The sequence below is a fragment of the Saccharopolyspora sp. MMCC62 genome, from assembly GCF_057736575.1.
In genome coordinates, this window is the sequence record NZ_JBYKCM010000018.1 from 23,251 (window position 1) to 41,264 (window position 18,014).

At 73.6% G+C, this 18,014-nt stretch carries 14 protein-coding genes and 1 tRNA gene; 4 read left to right on the plus strand and 11 right to left on the minus strand.

The window, feature by feature from the left end; all coding sequences use genetic code 11:
- The first annotated feature begins 120 nt into the window (after positions 1-120).
- The gene (locus tag AC29IT_RS28180) at positions 121-2,736 is read left to right on the plus strand and encodes an AAA family ATPase (protein ID WP_488220700.1); all 2,616 of its coding nucleotides are present in this window, start codon (positions 121-123) and stop codon (positions 2,734-2,736) included.
- A gap of 697 nt (positions 2,737-3,433) precedes the next feature.
- Here AC29IT_RS28180 and AC29IT_RS28185 read toward each other — a convergent pair.
- The 4 genes from AC29IT_RS28185 to AC29IT_RS28200 all read right to left on the minus strand — a co-directional run bounded on the left by AC29IT_RS28185 (position 3,434) and on the right by AC29IT_RS28200 (position 7,176).
- On the minus strand, positions 3,434-4,003 hold the full coding sequence (locus AC29IT_RS28185; RefSeq protein WP_488220701.1) for a thymidine kinase: 570 nt from the start codon (positions 4,001-4,003) through the stop codon (positions 3,434-3,436).
- 87 nt (positions 4,004-4,090) lie between these two features.
- Positions 4,091-4,915: an alpha/beta fold hydrolase gene (locus AC29IT_RS28190; RefSeq protein WP_358444066.1), complete on the minus strand. Its 825-nt coding sequence runs from the start codon at positions 4,913-4,915 to the stop codon at positions 4,091-4,093.
- Positions 4,912-6,210: an LLM class flavin-dependent oxidoreductase gene (locus AC29IT_RS28195; RefSeq protein WP_358444063.1), complete on the minus strand. Its 1,299-nt coding sequence runs from the start codon at positions 6,208-6,210 to the stop codon at positions 4,912-4,914. The genes AC29IT_RS28190 and AC29IT_RS28195 overlap by 4 nt, the downstream gene beginning before the upstream one ends.
- 471 nt (positions 6,211-6,681) lie before the next feature.
- Positions 6,682-7,176, minus strand: coding sequence for a hypothetical protein (locus AC29IT_RS28200; RefSeq protein ID WP_488220702.1), 495 nt, complete (start codon positions 7,174-7,176; stop codon positions 6,682-6,684).
- Between AC29IT_RS28200 and AC29IT_RS28205 the strand changes: the two genes are divergently transcribed.
- Both AC29IT_RS28205 and AC29IT_RS28210 read left to right on the plus strand, forming a co-directional pair.
- The gene (locus AC29IT_RS28205; protein ID WP_488220703.1) at positions 7,157-7,960 is read left to right on the plus strand and encodes an SDR family oxidoreductase; all 804 of its coding nucleotides are present in this window, start codon (positions 7,157-7,159) and stop codon (positions 7,958-7,960) included. The genes AC29IT_RS28200 and AC29IT_RS28205 overlap by 20 nt on opposite strands.
- Before the next feature lie 86 nt (positions 7,961-8,046).
- The gene (locus AC29IT_RS28210; RefSeq protein ID WP_488220704.1) at positions 8,047-8,937 is read left to right on the plus strand and encodes a helix-turn-helix transcriptional regulator; all 891 of its coding nucleotides are present in this window, start codon (positions 8,047-8,049) and stop codon (positions 8,935-8,937) included.
- 101 nt (positions 8,938-9,038) lie between these two features.
- On the opposite strand, the gene AC29IT_RS28215 is transcribed toward AC29IT_RS28210, so the two are convergent.
- The 6 genes from AC29IT_RS28215 to AC29IT_RS28240 all read right to left on the minus strand — a co-directional run bounded on the left by AC29IT_RS28215 (position 9,039) and on the right by AC29IT_RS28240 (position 12,934).
- Positions 9,039-9,494 (minus strand): hypothetical protein, encoded by a 456-nt coding sequence (locus AC29IT_RS28215; protein ID WP_488220705.1) that lies wholly within the window; start codon positions 9,492-9,494, stop codon positions 9,039-9,041.
- Positions 9,495-9,823: 329 nt separating this feature from the next.
- Positions 9,824-9,896 (minus strand) — tRNA-Ala (locus tag AC29IT_RS28220).
- Positions 9,897-10,044: 148 nt separating this feature from the next.
- Positions 10,045-11,445, minus strand: coding sequence for an NAD(P)/FAD-dependent oxidoreductase (locus tag AC29IT_RS28225; RefSeq protein ID WP_358444048.1), 1,401 nt, complete (start codon positions 11,443-11,445; stop codon positions 10,045-10,047).
- Complete coding sequence (locus AC29IT_RS28230) at positions 11,435-11,674, minus strand: DUF6158 family protein (RefSeq protein WP_358444046.1); 240 nt, start codon at positions 11,672-11,674, stop codon at positions 11,435-11,437. The genes AC29IT_RS28225 and AC29IT_RS28230 overlap by 11 nt, the downstream gene beginning before the upstream one ends.
- Before the next feature lie 15 nt (positions 11,675-11,689).
- On the minus strand, positions 11,690-12,034 hold the full coding sequence (locus AC29IT_RS28235) for a WhiB family transcriptional regulator (RefSeq protein WP_358444043.1): 345 nt from the start codon (positions 12,032-12,034) through the stop codon (positions 11,690-11,692).
- Positions 12,035-12,109: 75 nt separating this feature from the next.
- Positions 12,110-12,934 carry a GNAT family N-acetyltransferase gene (locus AC29IT_RS28240; RefSeq protein WP_488220706.1) on the minus strand — a complete coding sequence of 275 codons (825 nt, stop codon included), beginning with the start codon at positions 12,932-12,934 and terminating at the stop codon, positions 12,110-12,112.
- Positions 12,935-13,071: 137 nt separating this feature from the next.
- Here AC29IT_RS28240 and AC29IT_RS28245 point away from each other — a divergent pair, with 137 nt between their 5' ends.
- Positions 13,072-15,045, plus strand: a complete 1,974-nt coding sequence (locus AC29IT_RS28245) for a UvrD-helicase domain-containing protein (protein ID WP_488220707.1) — start codon at positions 13,072-13,074, stop codon at positions 15,043-15,045.
- A gap of 228 nt (positions 15,046-15,273) precedes the next feature.
- Here AC29IT_RS28245 and AC29IT_RS28250 read toward each other — a convergent pair whose 3' ends face one another.
- Entirely contained in the window at positions 15,274-17,928 is a 2,655-nt protein-coding gene (locus tag AC29IT_RS28250) for an AAA family ATPase (RefSeq protein WP_488220708.1), read from the minus strand.
- Between the last annotated feature and the right edge of the window lie 86 nt (positions 17,929-18,014).

Consider the following 18,014-nt stretch of genomic DNA (forward strand, 5'->3'; position numbering starts at 1 on the left):
AGGCATTTAAGAACTTCGAAAGAACTGGGGAGATGAGCGCCGCGCGGTTAAGGATCGCGTAAGGAATTCCTCATCACTCGCCCCCGGATCTCGCCGGTCGCCGGGGGAATACTCGAGGCCGTGAGCAATGCGAAGCACCGAGACCACCGCACGTCGGCACCGCAGGAGCACCAGTCGCCCGCGGCGTTCCCCGGCCCGCACCCGCACGGGCGGGACGAGGTCATCGCCCGGATCCTCGACGCCTGCGAGTCGGCCACGCCGGTCGTCGCGATCACCGGTCCCGCCGGCATCGGCCGGAGCCTCGTGCTGTCGCGGGTGCGCGCCCTGCTCGCCGAGCGGCAGGTGACCACCGCGGAGGTCCCGCTCGTCCGGCCGGAGAAGACCGTCGCGCACCTGGTCGCCTGGGTCGCCGACCAGGTGGGCCTGCTCGACGCCTGCGGGCGCAGCGCGCCCGCGCTGCACCGGCTGTGCGCCGCGCTCGCCGCCCGCCGCGAACCGGTGGTGGTGCTGGTGGACGACGCCCACCTCATCGCGCCCGAGGTGCTGGAGGCCCTGGCCGGGCCGATCGCCGCGCTCGCGGGGAGCCGGGTCACCTTCGTCTGCGCGTTCCCGACCCCGGTCGCCGACCCCGGGCCCGTCGCCGATTCCCTGCGCAGGCGCGGGCTGGTGCACGAGGAGCGGCTGCGGCCGTTGGGCGCCGACGACGTGGAGCGGATGCTCGCCGACCTGCTGTGGTCCGCCCCGGCACCGGGCACCGCCGCCCGGCTGCGCGCGTGCAGCCGAGGCCTGCCCGCCGTGGTGCGCGCCGCCGTCGACGGGTACGCGCGGACGGGGTGCCTGCGCGTCGTCGACCACCACGCGCACCTCGTCGACCAGCGGATCCCCCGGGTGCCGCTGGCGCACCCGGTGTTCTCCGGTTTCGACGCGGAGTCGCCGAGCTGGTCGGTGGTCAAGGCCCTGTCCGTGCTGCACCCGCTGCGCGGCGACGTGCCGGGGCTGATCGCCGCGTCGACCGGGCTGGAACCGCAGCGGGTGCGCGCGTCGCTGGCCGAGCTGCGCGCGAACGGCGTGCTGGCGCCGGGTTCCGGCTGGCGGCTGCGGGTGCCGATGCTGGCCACCCTGATCACCGCGTACCTGGGTCCCTACGAGCGGTCCCGCACCGCGCAGCTCGCCGTGCAGGCGGTGTGGTCCGGCACCGCGACCTGCGCGGACGGCGACCGGCTGGCCGAGCTGCTGGCCGACGCGGGCAAGCTGGTCGACCGGGACCGCGCGGCGGCGGAGCTGCTGGCCCGCGGCACCGAGGTCGCGGGCAGGCGTCCCGACTTCGCCGACCGGTGGTTGCGCACGGCCGTCGAGCTGTGCACCGATCCCGCCGAGCGGATCGCCGCGCTGCACCGGCACGCCACGACCTGCGCGCTGCTCCAGCGGTTCACCTCCGCGGCGGCGAGCACCGAGCTGGTGCTGCGCGAACCGGACCGGCTGTCCGCCGCGGTCCGGTTCGAGGCGCTGCTGGTGCACGTGGTGGCGTTGGCGGGTTCCGGCGGTCCCACCGCGCTGCAGGACTTCCTCGCGGCACCGTCCCGGTGGGACGGTGCGGCGGAGTGGCCCGTGGTCCGCGCGGTCGCGCTCTGCCTGCTGGACCGCTGGCGGGACGCCCACGAGGAGCTCACCGCGGCCCGCGGGTCCGACGCGGTGCGGTTCGGCCGCCTGGTGCGGCGGGTGGCCGGGTCGCGGCTGGGGATCGACGATCCCGGGGCCGACCCGGTCGAGGACGGTGACGTGCGGCGGGTGCTGCTGCGCGCGCTGCTCCCCACCGCGGAGCGGTCCCACCCGCAGACCGCGACCGCGGCGGCGATCGACGCGAGCGGCGCTGGCCGGTGGGACCGCGCGCTGCACCACGCCCGGCTCGGCATCGCCACCGCCGCCGTGCACGGCGGCGCCCCCGGCGACACCGCGGCGCTGCGCGAGATGGCGCGGATCCTCATCGCCCGCGGGCAGCTGAACCGGGCGCGCGCCGTCCTCGCCGACGCCCGCTCGCGGCACCTGCTCTCGCCGCACCTGCTGGTGCTGCCCGAAGCGGAGCTGGAGAGCGCGGTCGGCGACCACCAGCGGGCGCGGCACCTGGTCGCGGCCGGCATCGCGGCGGCCGAGCGGCAGGGCGTGGTCGCGGGCACCGCCGAGCTGCACCTGTGGCTGGCCGAAGTCGAGGTCGCCACCGGACGGCTGGACGCCGCGCGGCAGCGCGCCGAGCGGATCGCCGCGATCGGGTCCCGGCGCCACCGGCTGCTCGCCCGGGTGCTGGTCCACCAGGACCGGGACGCCGCGGCGCGCCTGGTCGCGCTGAGCAGGGCAGCCGGACGTTCCCGGGAGTTCGCCGAAGCGCTGGTGGCCGTCGCGGGGCTGAGCTCGGAGAAGACGCTCATCGAGGCCTACGAGCTGTACGGCGAGCTGGACGCGCTGATCCCCCGGGCCCGGCTGCGGCTGCTGATGCGGGCGCGCAAGGTGACCGTGCCCGGCCGGAAGGCCACCGTCGCCGAGACCGAGCGGTTGCTGGCGGTGCTCATCGCCAACGGCCTCACCAACTCGCAGGTCGCCATCGTGGCCGGTACCAGCGAGAAGGGCGTGGAGGCCCGGCTGACCCGGCTCTTCCAGCGCACCGGCTACCGCTCCCGCGCGGAGCTGACCGCGGCGACCCTGGGCCGGGAGATCGCGTCCGAGGTCGACGCACCGCGCTGATCCCGCCACGCCGCACGGGTGCCGTCGTCGGCCGGCGGGGCGGGGCTCCGCCTCGACCTCGGTCGCCATGCTCGCCCTCCGAACGCGCGGTGGTGGCGGCTTCCGGTGCGGTTCGCGCCGCCGTTCCGCGAATTCTGCGGCGGCGCGGCGGTCCGGAAGGGCGGTTCGGGGCCGGAGACGGGGATTCCCCTCGGCTGGACCGGGTGCCCGCGGGCGCACCACCGAGGTGTCCCCTCGGGGAGTCGTCGGCCACCGGGGGCCGCGGGTCGATCCGGCGCTCGTCCGGGTGCGCCGGGCGGCGTCGGTGCGGCGCGGGCCGGGCACCGGGCGGGGCGGTGGGCGGAGTGATCGCCAGGCGGACCGGTCGCGGGGTGAGCGCCGGGCGGGGCGATCGTCGGGCGGGGCGATCGCCGGGCGGGGCGATCGCCGGGCGGGGCGATCGCCGGACCGTCCGGTGGCCGGGCGGGGTGATCGCCGCTCGTGCACCGGCGCGGACCGGACCGGCCGGTCGTCCGGGACGGCGCGCGAACTCGCCGACCTGATCGCGGACGGTCGCCTCGACCGGCGGCCCCTAAGTCCACAATGGACAAAACAGGTGGAGGTCCGCCGCTCGCGCGGAACCGGCCCCGCCGCGCGCGATCCGAATCCCGGAACGTCACGACCTCGGACCGAGCTCCGGCGGCCCGCCACCCGTCGTTCAGCCGAGGGTGCCGACGTGCTGCAGGTAGCAGTTGCCGCACATGGACTCGTAACCGACTTCGCCGTCGATCGCGACCTGGCTGCCCGCCCGGGTGAACTCGCCGTCGAGGGTGCGCGCGTTGAACGTGGCCTTGCGCCCGCAGCGGCAGACGGTCTTGAGCTCCTCGATGGAGTGCGCCAGTTCCATCAGCCGGAGGCTGCCCGGGAAGCCGCGGGTGCGGAAGTCGCTGCGCAGCCCGTAGGCGATCACCGGGATGCCGTCGAGCACGGCGAGCCGGAACAGGTCCTCGACCTGCGGTCCGGTGAGGAACTGGGCTTCGTCGACGAGGACGCAGTCCGGCGCGCCCCCGGCGAGCACCGCGTCCCGCAGCAGGTCGTCCGCCCCCGGCACCACGTCGACCTCGCGGGTCACCATGATCCGGGACAGCACCACCGGGCTCTTGGTGTCGAGCTTCGGCTTCACGACGACCACGCGCTGGCCGCGCTCCTGGTAGTTGTGCGCCACCTGGATCAGCGCCGTCGACTTGCCCGAGTTCATCGCGCCGTACCGGAAGTAGAGCTTCGCCACGACCGCGAAGCTAACCACAGCGCCGCGCGGCGACATCGCGGCACCGGCCGGACGCGTCCCCGGCGCGCCCGGCCGGTGCCGGGCCGTTCATCGGGCGTCGAGGAACGCGGCGACCGCCGCGGCCGTCTCCGCGAACCGCTCGGCCTGCGGCACGTGCCCGCAGTCGTCGATGAGCACGACCCGGCTGTCCGGCAACTCCGCTTCCCACTCGTCGGCGTACCCGGCGGGGACCAACCGGTCCTGCCGCCCCCAGACGAGCAGCACGGGCGCGCGGAGCCGGTGCAGCCGCGCCCGCAGCCGCCGGTCGGGGATGGGCCAGGCGAACTTGCCGGTCGCTCCGATCGCCCACACCTGCGCGGCGATCGCCGCGGCCGCGACGTCGGGATCCTCGGGCAGCGCCAGCGCGGCCCTGGCGGCAGGCCCGGCGGGATCGTGGAAGAGCAGTTCCGGCTGGTCCTGGGGTGCGGCGGCGATCCAGTTCGCGACCGGCAGGTCGTCCCGCCACAAGCCCACCGGAGCCAGCAGGACGACCTCGGCGGCCAGCGCGGGGAACGCCGCGGCGAGTTCGGCGGCGAGCATGCCGCCGAAGGAGTGGCCGACGATCGCGGGCCGACGCAGGCCGAGCGCACGCACCAGCTCTTCGTAGATCAGCACGACGTCGGCGAGCGCGTCGACCCGGTGCACCGCGTAGGGGTCACCCGCGCTGGTGCCGGGGAATTCGGGGGCGAAGACGGTGCGCTCCCGCGCCAGCGCGGACAGGAACGGGTCCCAGCCGAGCCCGCCCGCGGAGTGCAGGTAGAGCAGCGGGGCGCCGGTACCGGCCACCTTGACCCGGATGGTGATCGCGTCGTTCCAGACCGGCACCGACCGTTCCGCGATGGCGGGTTCGGCCGTCTCGTCGAGCGTGGTCATCTGGTCGCCGCCTTCCGCGTCGGGCCGGTCGCGGGCATGCCCGCCGCCGCGGCGGTACCGGGCGTGACCGGGGTGGGGTCGCCGCCCAGCCGGGCCGGCCACCAGTGGTGGGCGTGCGCACCGTCGTTCCACAGCTCCCGCAGGAAGGGCGCGACCTCGTCGGCGAACAGCCGGATGTTCTTCATGGCGAGGTCGCGCGGCAGCGAGCCGAAGCCGAGCATCGCGTGCAGGGTGCCGATCCCGTAGCTCGCGCAGAAGTCGCGCACCTGCTCCCGGACGGTCGCGGGGCTGCCGCAAATGACGGCACCGGACTCCACGAGCTCGCGGAACGTCGCGGTGCGCATCCGCGGGTAGAGCCCGAAGTCGCCGGGATCCTTCGCCAGGGCTTCGAGCCCGCGGATGTCGATGCCTCCCGGCAGGCCGAGCAAGTGCGGCGGCAGGCAGCCCAGTCCTTTGCGGAACGCGTACTCGAGGTGCGCGGCGTAGTCCGCCTCCGCCCGCTCGTCGGTCTCGGCGACGGCGATGGCCTGCACGAATCCGAGCCGGTGCGGGTTGCGGGGCACGCCCACCTGGTCGGCGATCTCCCAGAACCGGTCGAAGATCCGCTTCCCGGTGAGCTTCGCGCCGAACCAGCTCAGGTAGTTGAAGCCGAAGTTCCGCTCCAGGCACAGCTGCATCGTGCGCGGATTGCCGATCCCGGTGATCCACACCGGCGGGGCGGGCTGGTGCGGGCGGGGCCAGATGTTGACCTCGGGGTACTGGCCGTACCGCCCGTTGTGCGCGAACGGTTCCCGCTCGCGCCACGCGCGCAGGACCAGTTCCAGGTTCTCGTCGAACCGCGGCCGGATCTCGATCGGGGGCACGCCGTTGTTGAGGCCCGCGTCGTAGTGCAGGCCGATCGGGAATCCGGCGACGAGTCGGCCGCCGCTGAGCACGTCGATGAACGCGTATTCCTCCGCGACCCGGAGGGGTTCGCGCGCCTTTCCCAATGAGCGTCCCATCGGGAAGATCGCGACGTCGAGCCCTTCCGATTCGGTCAGGTAGGCGAGCGCGCTGCTCACCAGGTCGGGGTTGGGCATCATGTCGTAGCTCGACTGGGCGTGCTCGGTCATGCTGATGCCGTCGAATCCCGCGCGGGCCCCGTGCACCAGCTCGTCCATGAAGTCGCGGATCGAGGAGTAGACCCCGTCCCGATCGGCCACCGAATAGGGCGTGTCGCAGACGGATTTGCAGTTGTCCTCGAAGTCGTCGGGCAGGTACCGGTAAGGAGCCTGCTCGAACAGGGTGATCTTCATCGATCCTCCTTCGGGAATGGTGGTGCGGACTGCGCGGCGGCCGGATCCGCGCCGGGCCACCGATCGCGAACGACACTTCGACGACCGCCCTGAACTGCGCTTTCTCGACCTCGGGCGGTGTCGGTCCTGCGGCGGCCGGGATGCGCATTTCCGCCGCCGGTCCTGCGGAGCACGACCCCCGCGATCGCGAACCGGCTACGGCATCGGAACGGCGTGGAATCGAGGGCGTCCGGCGGGCGGACCTCGGCCGGGGAACCGACTGGATTCGACACGGACCGCTCACCCCCTCGGTGCGCTGCGACGACTGTCGCACGAACATCGTCCGACCGCGCAAGACCGAAAGGAGACCGAATTCGGACAGCACCGATCGGGGTGCGCCACGACGACCCGGAACTCGTCAGCACCATTCGGAATTCGCGATGCCGATGGTGCGCATTCGTCATTTACCGATGGCTGCGGAGAAGCGGACTTTCACCCGTGCGGCGGCCGCCCCGGCATCGCCCGTTCGCCGCATTCGAACTCGGCGCGGATCCGGAATTCGATCACTCCGCGTCGCCCGACCCGGGCGAGGATGCCCAGCACGGAACCTCCGGCGCGCGGGACCGAGGTTGCGGAGCTCGTGGCCGAGCGCTCGGCGCCACCGCCTGCTCGGCCGGTCGATTCGCCACGACGGCGCCGGATCGCACCGCGGCTCGGCGCGATCGGGACAGCGGCTGCGCGGAAGGGATCGCGGCGGCCCCGAAGGGATCGCGACGGATCGGAAGGCATCGCGACGGCTGCGAAGAGATCGCGGCGGCGCGAGTCCGGCGCGCCGGGCGAGGGAGGTTCTCGCAGTACCCGCACCGCCAGGATCTCCCGGGCAGCCGGGACGCCGGTCAACCTGTTCGAGCCGGCTTCGAGCCGCGCGACGAGAAACGACGGATCCACGAGGAACGGACGACGAACGATGGCGGACGACCGGTTCACCGCACACGCAGGCCTCTTCGACCTGAGCGGGAAGAACGCCCTTGTCACCGGCGGTACCAGAGGCATCGGGATGATGATCGCGCGCGGCCTGCTGCAGGCGGGCGCCCGCGTCACCGTCAGCTCGCGCACGGCGGAGGCGTGCGCGGAGGCCGAGCGCCTGCTGTCGGAATTCGGCGACGTGCGAGCGATCCCCGCCGACCTGTCCAGGTACGACGAGTGCCTGCGCCTCGCCGATCTGGTCCAGGACGATTCGGCGCACCTGGACGTCCTCGTCAACAACGCGGGAGCGATGTGGCGCGAGCCGCTGGAGACGTTCCCGGCCGAGGCGTGGGACGCCGTGCTCGACGTCAACCTCAAGTCGCCGTTCTGGCTGGTGCAGGCGCTGCTGCCCGCACTGCGCAAGGCGGGCACCGCCGATGATCCCGCGCGCATCATCAACATCGGCAGCATCGCCGCCATCCACGTCGCCGAGTCGCCGAACTACTCGTACGCGGGCAGCAAGGCCGCGCTCCACCAGCTCACCAGGGTGCTGGCCAGGGAACTGGGCCCGCAGCACGTCACGGTGAACGCGGTGGCCCCGGGAGTGTTCCCGTCGCAGATGATGGCGGCCACGATCGACGCCATCGGCGACCGGATCGCGGCGAAGACCCCGCTGCGCCGGATCGGCCGCGACGACGACATGGCCGGAGTCGCCGTGTTCCTCGCCGGCCGGGCCGGGTCGTTCCTGACCGGCGCCGTCGTCCCGGTCGACGGCGGCACCGCCACGACCGCGACGGGCGTCTAGGCGGCCGGTGCGCTCCGGCGCGGCGGCCGTCAACGGGGTACCGGCAGTGCCTCCCCGCGCCGGTGGACGGGGCTTACCGTGGCGGGGTGACCACGACCGATCCGCGCACCGAGATCAAGGAGTTCCTGAGCTCGCGCCGCGCGCGGATCACGCCCGAGCAGGCCGGACTGCCCGCCTACGGCGGCAACCGCCGGGTCCCCGGTCTTCGCCGCGAAGAGGTGGCCCTGCTGGCGGGGGTGTCGGTCGACTACTACGTGCGCATGGAGCGCGGCAGCCTCACCGGCGCCTCGGACGGGGTGCTCGACTCGCTGGCCGCCGCGCTGCGGCTCGACGAGGCCGAACGCGAGCACCTGTTCCACCTCGCGCGGCGGTCCACGTCCTCCGGTGGTCCACGCCGACGGCGATCCGCCGCGCCGGTGCGCCCGGCGCTCCAGCAGGTGCTCGACGCCATCACCGACGCACCGGCGTGGATCTGCAACGGCCGCTACGACGTCCTGGCCACGAACCGGCTCGCCCGCGCGCTGTACGCACCGGTGCTGGCCGACGCGCGACGGCCGGCGAACACCGCGCGGTTCGTGTACCTGGAGCCCGAATCGGCGCGGACGTTCTTCGTCGACTACGACCGCATCGCTTGCGACGTGGCCGCGAAGCTGCGCATGGAGGCGGGCCGCGCTCCGCACGACGAGGAGCTGATCGCCCTGATCGGTGAACTGTCCACGCGCAGCGGCCTGTTCCGCCGGCGGTGGGCGTCCCAGGACGTCCGGCGCCACCACCCCGGCCGCAAGCGCATGCACCATCCGGTGGTGGGCAGGCTCGACCTGGACGTCGAGTCGATGGAGATGTCCGCGGAACCCGGCCTGCTCCTGAACGTCTACACCGCACCCGCAGGCACGGCCACGGCGGACGGCCTGGCCCTGCTGGCATCGTGGGCGACCGACCAGGAGCAACCCCCGGCGGAGATCCCCTCGCCCGGCTGACGTTCCCCACCGCCGTCGCTGGGCGATCGGCGAGAGCGCGGGGACACGTCGATCCCGTTTCGCAGGTGCAGCAGCGGGAAGCCTCGGGGCCGCTCTCCCGATCAGCCGTCGACTCGCCATCCGATGGGCAACGAGACCGCGTGATACCCGGGAGATCCGGTTTTCCGGTGCTCCTCGGCGGCACGCCGCTCAGCTGCATCGCGGTCCGCGTAGACGGCGATGCCGATCGGATCGTCCGGTCCCCCGTCGACGTCGTCACCACCCAGCAACACCACATGGATGACCTCGCCGTCCGCCAACGAGGCGGTCCCCTGCCCAGAGCCGATCAACGGATGCTCTTCCCACGAGACGTACCGACCGCCGGCGGAGCTCTGCTCCTTGATCCGCTCAGCCTCAGCCTCCCCGGCACAGACCGCGATCAACTGCTCCACACCGGAATCAACACCGTGCGGGCTCGTGCGCTCGTAGACCAGGCGCACGAGCGGCTCATGCACCGCAGGCCTCGTCCGTCCGCGCCTGATGAACCCGCGCATCGAAAGTCTCACCACCATGAACATGGATTCCGACCGTGGTTCCGGCCCGAGTCGTCGAATCAGCACCTGGGCATTGCCACCGGACGTTCTTCCCGTACTCCACCTGTGCCGTGCTGTACCCGGCAACTACCCGAGAGACCTCTCGCAGCGGAAGAACTCGAACGGGGCTCACCCCGATGGCGCCCGGCCGCGACATCGACAACGACGAGATCGCCATGTGGAGACCGGCGAAGGACCTCTCGTCCGCCCCGCCGGCGACGGCGGCCGGAAGGGCAGTCCCCGGCTGGTCACCCGATACAGGAACAGGGCCGACGCTCTGCTGAGCGTCGGCCCTGTGACCTGGTATTCCTATGTGGAGCTGAGGGGATTCGAACCCCTGACCCCTTGACTGCCAGTCAAGTGCGCTACCAACTGCGCCACAGCCCCTGATTCACTTGTGCGGTTCCCGGTTCCGATTTCCGGTCCCGTTCGCCTCGTGCCTGCATACAGTACAACAGGCCCGCGAAGCCCCTGCGAAGGGGGGTCCCTTTCGATCTTCAGGGGCGCTCGCGGAGCTGTGCGCTGCGAGAACTGGTCATCCGGCGGGGCCGTGCCCGCTGGGCAGGCCTCTGGTGTTGGCGGCCTTGACGAAGGCGGACCGCGGGTCGTGGAGTTCGCCGAGGGCGACGGTCTGCCGCCGCAGCGGGATCTCCAGCAGCCAGTCGCCGAGGATGCGGGCCTTCAACCGCAGCGTCGGCAGCTTCGCCAGGTGGTAGGCGCGGTGCAGCAGCCACGCGGGCAGGCCCTTGAGCTTGATGCCGTACACCTCGGCGGCGCCCTGGAACAGGCCGAGTCCGGCGACCGATCCGGCGTAGCGGTGCCGGTAGTCCTGCTGCTCGTGGCCGCGCAGCAGGGCGACGACGTTGTCGGCGAGCACCCTCGCCTGGCGCACCGCGTGCTGCGCGGACGGCCCGCACAGCGCGTCGGCCTTGTCGCTGGTCAGGTCGGGGACGGCGGCGCAGTCGCCCGCGGCGAACACGTCCTGGGTGCCGCGGACCTGCAGCTTCGTGCTGCACTCGACCCTGCCCTTGGCGTCGCGGGGCAGGTCGGAGTCCTCCAGCATCGGGTGCGGCTTGACCCCGGCGGTCCAGGCGATGGTGTCGGCGTCGAACTCGTCGCCGTCGGAGAGGACCACGTGCCCGTCGGTGAGGGTCTTCGCGGTGGTGTCGGTCTTCACCTCGATGCCGCGTTCTTCCAGGCGGCGGCGGGTGTACTCGCCCATCGGCGCGCTGACCTCGGGCATGATGCGGCCGGTCGCCTCCACCATGATCCAGCGCATGTCGGCGGGTTCGAGGGTGCGGTAGGCGCGGATCGCCTCCCGGGCCATGCTCTCCAGCTCGGCGATGGCCTCGATGCCCGCGTAGCCGCCGCCGATGAACAGGAACGTGAGCAGCCGCCGCCGCAGCTGCGGGTCGGAGGTGCTGGCGGCGATGTCCAGCCGGGACAGCACGTGGTTGCGCAGGTAGATCGCCTCGCCGATGGTCTTGAAGCCGACGCCGCGCTCGGACAGGCCCGGGATGGGCAGCGCCCGCGACACCGAACCGGGCACGACGACCAGCACGTCGTAGGTGAGGTGCTCCTCGGTGCCGTCGGCGAGCGTGGCCGTCAGCTCGCGGCTGCGGTGGTCGATGCAGGTGACCTGGGCGGTGAGGACCTCGCTGCGCCGCAGCGCCTGCCGCAGCGGCACCACCACGTGCCGGGGTTCGACCGAGCCCGCGGCCGCCTCCGGCAGGAACGGCTGGTAGGTCATGTGCGACTGCGGGTCGATGACGGTGATCCGCGCCTCGCCCGGTTCGAGCCGCTTCTGCAGGCGCAGGGCCACGGTCAGGCCGACGTGACCGCCGCCGACGATGACGATCCGCGGTTTCCGGCCCGGCGCGTCCGGGCGCGGCCGCCGATCGTGGGCCGGGTCCGTCTGGTCCGTTTCAGCTGCCATGAACCGGGTCTCCTCTCGCGCCCGCGCGGGTGCGCCGCGGATCCACCTGTCGGTCGGGGTGCCTGCGCAGGTACTCCTGTTCCAGTTCGAACGAACGCGCGGTGTGCTCGCGCAGCGCGTCCGGCGCTCCGTGCAGGAACGTCTCGTTGCGGGTGCGGTGCAGCCGCTCCAGCTCGCGCAGCAGGTCCGGCTCGGCGAGTTCGCGGCCGGGGACTCCGGTGGTGGTCATGTCCGCCTCCGCCGGTCACGCCGCGGCGCGCGGCTTCGGCACCCGCTTCGCCAGCAGGTCCTGCCGTTCCCGTTCGCTGAGCCCGCCCCACACGCCGTACGGCTCCTGCACGGCCAGCGCGTGCTCGCGGCAGGACAGCATCACCGGGCAGCGGTGGCAGATCTGCTTGGCCTGCTCCTCCCGGTTGCTGCGGGCGCTGCCGCGTTCGTTCTCCGGGTGGAAGAACGTGCTGGTGCTCAGGTCGCGGCAGGCGGCTTGCAGCTGCCACTCCCAGGTCTCGGCCACCGGTTTGGGCAGCCGCGTGGTCGCCGTCATCGTGATCACCACCTCGCCGCGGGACGGCGCTGCGTTCGCCAGCACCACAGACGTCATACCCACGGGTCGCACGGCGGACACATGCGCGGGGCGCCACCCGGGTCCCTCCCGCACCAGGCGTCAGTCGAGCAGTTCGTCCACCCGCCGCGCGTAGGCCGTCACCGGGTACACGGGTTCGAAACCGCACTCCTCGGCGAACCGCTCGGCCGCTCCCCCTTCGTCGCCGTGCGCGGCGACGAGCCGCGCCCCGCGGGCCCGCACCTCGTCGACGACCTCGGCGACCAGGGACGATCCGATGCCGCGGCGCCTGCGGCCCGGCCGCACGACGACCTGCTCGACCAGGCCCACGCCGCGTTCCGCGAAGCCCTGGGCGAACCCGGCGATCCGGTCGGCCTCCGGGTCGTCGACGACGCGCAGGACGCAGCGCGGGTCGTCACCGCGGTGCGCGAGGGTGCGCACCAGCCGCCGCTCCCCGTCGTCGGACAGGCCGGCGTCGTCGCCGATGAGCTCGGCGATGCCGCGCAGGTCGTCGTCGGTTGCGGGCCGCACGTCGCGGCTGGGCGTCTTGGCCTCGCGGTGCAGCAGCGCCATCTGCTCCTCGACGGCGCGCCAGCCGGAGTCGTCGGCGATGCCCTCGATCTCACCGACCGTGGTCGGTGAGGCGTACACGACCGCCTCGGGTCGCCCGGCGTCCGCGAAGGACTGTTCCAGGGTGAGCAGCGTCGTGGCGACCTCGGCGAGCGTGCCCCACAGGCCCACGGCGTGGTTGCCGGCGGGCAGCGGGTCGTCCCGGTTGAGCACCACGGTGGCGGCACCGACCCGGCCGATGCGGCCGTAGCGGATGGCGCCGGAGGCGAGGCGAGCGGTTTCGACCAGCCCGGCGAGCTCGCGCGCTTGGCGCGGATCGAGCAGGGCTTCGTCATCCGGATCGTGCAGCGGGTCCACACGTCCATTGTGGAGGTAGTGGACCCCGGTTTCGAAGCGCCCTGCGACATTAAGGTGATCCGGCCTCGCAGGTCTCGTTTTCCGCGCAGAAGACCGTAATGTCGATAGAGCACCTGCGTGCGAACCGGGGAGTCTCCGTGACAGGGACCTACGATCACCACCGCGAGCGGCTGCGGCGCCAGGCCGACGAGCAACTGCGCGCCCGACCCCCGTTGCCGAGCTGGCAGAAGCGCGTCGTGGAGCGGTTCGCCGTGGAACGCGGTTCCGGCTGGTACACGCTGCTGAACCAGTTCACCCCGCACACCCCGGACAACCGGCCGGACGCGGTGCTGGTCGGGCCGGGCGGGGTGCTGGTGGTGCTGCTGTGCGAGCACGAACCGCCGGTGGAGGCGACGCGGGCCGCGTTCGTGTGGACCGCCGAACTGCTCGCGGGTCTCGCCACACCGCACGGGATGCTGACCGAAGCCGTGGTGCGCACCGTCGTCGTGTTCCCGGAGGGCGTCCGCACCACCGCGGAGGACGGCGAGCAGGTGGTGGTGGCGGAATCCGAGCTGGACCGGGTGCTGGTGTGCGCGGAGCCGGTGCTGGACGGGGCGGATGCGCTGGCCGCGGCCCGGCAGCTGGACAACGGCACGTTCGACCTGACGCCGATCGCCTGGAACCCGCAGCGGATCCCGCAGCCGCGCGGCGCGGGCCAGGTCGGCTCGTCGGACCGGTCCTCCGGGCTGTTCGAGGTGCGGCGGTTGCGGGACGAGCGGGCCGAGCACGGCCCGCACGTGGCGGTGCCGGACTGGCGGCTGTTCCTGGACGACGTGCAGCTCGGCGCGGTGCGCAGGCAGTACGGCGGTCCGGCGCGGATCTCCGGGCCCGCGGGCACCGGCAAGTCGACGCTGGCGCTGCACCGGCTGGCGCACCTGGCGCGGCGCGGCCCCGGCAGGCTGCTGTTCACCTCGCACCTGGAGTCGCTGCCGGAGCTGGCGAAGGAGCAGTTCCGATCGCTGGCACCGCAGGTCGCGCACCGGGTGGAGTTCCGGAACCTGCACGAGTGGGCCGCGGAGCTGCTCGCCGAACGCGGCCGGGACACGGTGGTGGACGAGCAGCGGGTGGACGCCGCGTTCGCCGCGGTGTGGGAGCGGTCCGGGCGGACCGGCCCGCTGGCGGCGGCACGACCATCCAGGCACTACTGGAAGGACGAGATCGACCGGGTGATCAAGGGCCGCGGGCTGGGCACCTTGGAGTCGTACCGGTCGGCGACGCGGCGCGGCCGCGGCGGGCAGCTGAGCCCCGCGTTCCGCGCGCACGTCTGGGAGTTCTACTGCGAGTACGAGCGGGAGCTGTGCGAGCGCGGCATCTACGACCGCAACGACGTGCTGATCCGCGCGCTCGACGAGCTGGGCCGCAAACCGCTGGGCCGGGTGTACTCGGTGGTGGCGGTGGACGAGGTGCAGGACCTGACGCTGGTCGGGCTGCGGCTGGTGCACGCGGTCAGCGGCGACGGGCCGAACCGGTTGCTGCTGGTCGGGGACGGGCAGCAGCAGGTGTTCGCGGGCGGCTGGCGGCTCTCCGAGGCCGGGATCTCGTTGCGCGGGCGCAGCGAGGTGCTGCGGCGCAACTACCGGAACCGGTCGGCGATCGTGGAGGCCGCCGGGGAGCTGGACGCGGTGAACCGGTTCGACGACATCGACGGCGCCCCCGCGGTCACGTTGCGGTCCTCGCTGCCGGTGCTCAGCGGCGGTGAAGTGGTGCGCTGGAACGGGATCGCGCAGCGGGAGGCGGTGCTGGCCGCGCTGCGGGGCCTCGACGCGGGCGCGGGCACCGCGGTGCTGACCCGGTCGCGCGCGGCCGCCGAGGAGTGGACCGACGTGCTCCGCCGCGGCGGTGTTCCGGCACGCCGGCTCGCCCCGTGGTCGCCGGAGCCGGCGGCGGTGCTGGTGGGAACCCTGTTGGAGGCCAAGGGATTCGAGTTCCGGGCCGTGTTCCTGCCGGACGAGCGCAGGCCGATGGGCTTCTACCGCGACGAACTCGAAGCCCTGCAACGCCAACTCCTCGTCGCCACCACCAGAGCCCGCGACTACCTCTGGCTAGGAGCCCTAGAGGAATCCGACGAGTGACGGCCGGCCGGTGAACTCCCGCCCCCGCCATCATTCGCCTGTCAGCGGCGAAGCCGCTGAGCCAACGACCACCTGAGCAACCGGCACCGCAGCGGGTTCTCAGCGGCTTCCTCGCGAGGACAGCGTTTTCTCATGTGGCGGAGCCACCTGTGAAAACGATCCCGCAGCGAGGAAACCGCTGAGGTTCCGCCACCCGCTCCCCTCCGCAAAAGGGGCCGACAACGCATTTCACCCGAGCAGGTCGCGGAGTTGGGTTCTTGTGCTTACTCCTAGCTTCGGGAACGACCGGTACAAGTGCGATCCCACCGTCCGGGGCGACAGGTACAGCCGATCACCGATCTCCCGGTTGGTGAGGCCGCGGGCGGCGAGCCGGATGATCTCCTGCTGCTGCGGGCTGAGCCCGGCGAGCGCGTCCGGGGCGGGTGCCGCGGGTTCGGCGCCGCCGGAGGCGCGCAGTTCGGCTTCGGCGCGCGCGGTCCACGGGTCGGCGCCGAGCCTGCGGAAGGTGTCGAGCGCTTCAGCGAGCGGTGCGCGTGCTTCGCTGATGCGGCGCGCCCGGCGCAGCCAGGCCGCCTGGTCGAGCAGGGCGCGGGCTCGTTCGAACGGCCAGTGCGCGGTGCGGGGGTCGGCGAGCGCGGCCGCGTAGTGCGGTTCGGGGTCGGTGGCGAGCAGGGCGCGGGCGTGCTGCAGCAGGGCGTGCCGGCGCGCGGAGCCGCGGTCGCCGAGCGCGCGTGCCGCGCGGTCGACGACGATCTCGGCGTCCCGCCGCGCGCCGTGCCCGGGGTCGAGCCGGGTCGCGGCGGCGACGAGTTCGGGCAGCACCGCGATGGACTGGTGGTAGTGCGCGAAGTCGCCGTCCGCGGTGAACGCGCGGCGTAGCTGCGCGTGGGCGGTGGCGTGGTCGCCCTCGGCGGCGGCGACGAGGCCGAGGACGTAGCGGGCGCGGACGGCCACCATCCGGCTCGTCGACGGGTCCACCATGGACAGTGCTTCGGTGGCGAGTTCCCGCGCCTGCGCGGATTCGCCGCGCAGCGCGAGCACCGCGGCGTCCATCGTGCGGGAGCCCGCGATGACGTGCGGGAGTTCGGCGCGGGCACCGTTGTGCACCGAGTCGGCGGCGATGGCGCGCGCCTGCGCCCAGCGGCCGGTTTCGAACAGCGCCCACCCGTGCGCGCAGCCGAGTCCTTCGGGCAGCGGTCCGCGGACCCGCCACTGGTCGAAGGCCTGCTCGAACAGCCGCAGCGCGAGCGGTGCCTCGTCGAGCAGCCAGGCGAGGGTGGCGACGGCGATGGCCCGGCCGGGACCGGAGTCGGCTTCGGCGAGCCCGGGCAGCAGCGGCAGCACCCGTTCTCGGCTGCCGAGCGGGTCGGCGACGGTCCGCACCCAGGCTTCGGCGACGGGGTCGTGCGGACCGTCGATCTCGGGGAGGGCGGCGAGGACGTCGTCGCCGCTACCGGGTTCCGCCCAGTAGTAGGCGACGACGGCGGCGGTGCCGAGCGCGTCCAGCGCGGTCGCCGGGTCACGGTGCGCGAGCTCGGCCGCGGTGCGGGTGAGCTGGGCGAACGCGGCGGCGTGCCGGTGGCTGACGGTGAGGGCCTGCCCGGCGCGCAGTGCGGCGACGGCGAGCAGGCCGGGGTCGTCGGTGCGCGCCACGACGCGGGCGGCGAGCTCCTCGACCCAGCCGGAGCGGGCGGTGAACAGCGCGGAGTTCGCGGCGAGCACCAGCCGCCGGGCCTGGTCGGCGCGGCCGGGGCTGAGTTCGGCCGCGCGTTCGAGGGCGGTGGCGGCGGCCGCGTAGCCACCGCGGCGGCGGGCTCGTTCGGCGGTGTCCTCCAGGCGGGCGGCGACGTCCTCGTCGGGTCCGGTCGCGGCGGCGGCGAGGTGCCAGGCGTGCCGGTCCGGCTCGTCGCGGGTGGCGGCGGCGAGGGCGAGGTGGGCGCGGCGGCGCTGTTCGAACGGCGCCGAGTGGTACAGCGCGGAGCGCACCAGCGGGTGCCGGAACCGGAACCGGGTGCCGTCCCAGCGCACCAGTCCGACCCGTTCGGCCGGAGCCCACCCGTCGCCGGGCGCGTGCACCGGGTCGGGCGTGCCGGCGGCGGCGAGTTCGAGGAGCAGATCCCTGGTGCGGTCGGGCAGTTCCTGCGCCCGCGCCGCGAAGATCTTCTCCAGCCGTTCGGTGGTGGCCAGCGGCCCCGGCCCGGTGTCCTGCGGCACGGCGGCGAGTTCGGCGAGCGCCAGCGGGTTGCCGCCCGCTTCGGCGAGGACCCGCATCCGCCGCGCCCCGGCCGGGGGCTCGGGCAGCGCGTTGAGGATGCGGTTCGCGTCGAGTTCGCCGAGCGGTTCCAGGCGCAGCACCGGCACACCGTCCATGCCGGGCAGCGGTTCGTCCTCGCGGGCGCCGATGAGCAGGCTCAGCGGTTCGGTCTCGATGCGGCGGGCGAGGAACGCGAGCAGGTCGAGGCTGGCCCGGTCGAGCCAGTGCGCGTCGTCGACGACGAGCGGGCCGCCGTGCTCGGCGAGCAGTTCCAGCGCGGCGAGGCCGAGCCGCAGCACGTCGGGTTCCTGCTCGGTCCCGCCCGCACCGGGCGCCCTGTCCGTCCCGGGCGCCCCGCCCGTTCCCAGCACCTCGCGCAGCAGCGCCGCTTCGGGCCGGTCCGGGGCTCGGCGCAGCAGCGGGGCGAGCAGCCGGTGCAGCCCGGCGAAGGCCAGGTTCGCTTCGCCCTCGCTGCCCGCGATGCGCAGCGCGCCCGGGCCGGCGGCGGCGTCGAGCAGCGTGGTCTTGCCCATGCCGGGGTCGCCGGTGACGACCAGCACGTTCCCGGTGCCGTGCGCGGCCCGGCGCAGCTGCGCGAGCTCCCGCTCCCGGCCGATGATCTCCTGCATCCGCGGCCTCCCGGTCATCGACTCTAGCCCCGCCCGGGCAGGTGCAGTCACGTGACGGATACCCCGCGACCTGGTGCGCGGCGCAT

Coding starts and splice junctions, on each gene's coding strand:
- AC29IT_RS28190 (WP_358444066.1), bottom strand. CDS start 4,915: ATGACCACGCTCGACGAGACGGCCGAACCCGCCATCGCGGAACGGTCG.
- AC29IT_RS28195 (WP_358444063.1), bottom strand. CDS start 6,210: ATGAAGATCACCCTGTTCGAGCAGGCTCCTTACCGGTACCTGCCCGAC.
- AC29IT_RS28205 (WP_488220703.1), top strand. CDS start 7,157: ATGGCGGACGACCGGTTCACCGCACACGCAGGCCTCTTCGACCTGAGC.
- AC29IT_RS28215 (WP_488220705.1), bottom strand. CDS start 9,494: ATGTTCATGGTGGTGAGACTTTCGATGCGCGGGTTCATCAGGCGCGGA.
- AC29IT_RS28225 (WP_358444048.1), bottom strand. CDS start 11,445: ATGGCAGCTGAAACGGACCAGACGGACCCGGCCCACGATCGGCGGCCG.
- AC29IT_RS28230 (WP_358444046.1), bottom strand. CDS start 11,674: ATGACCACCACCGGAGTCCCCGGCCGCGAACTCGCCGAGCCGGACCTG.
- AC29IT_RS28250 (WP_488220708.1), bottom strand. CDS start 17,928: ATGCAGGAGATCATCGGCCGGGAGCGGGAGCTCGCGCAGCTGCGCCGG.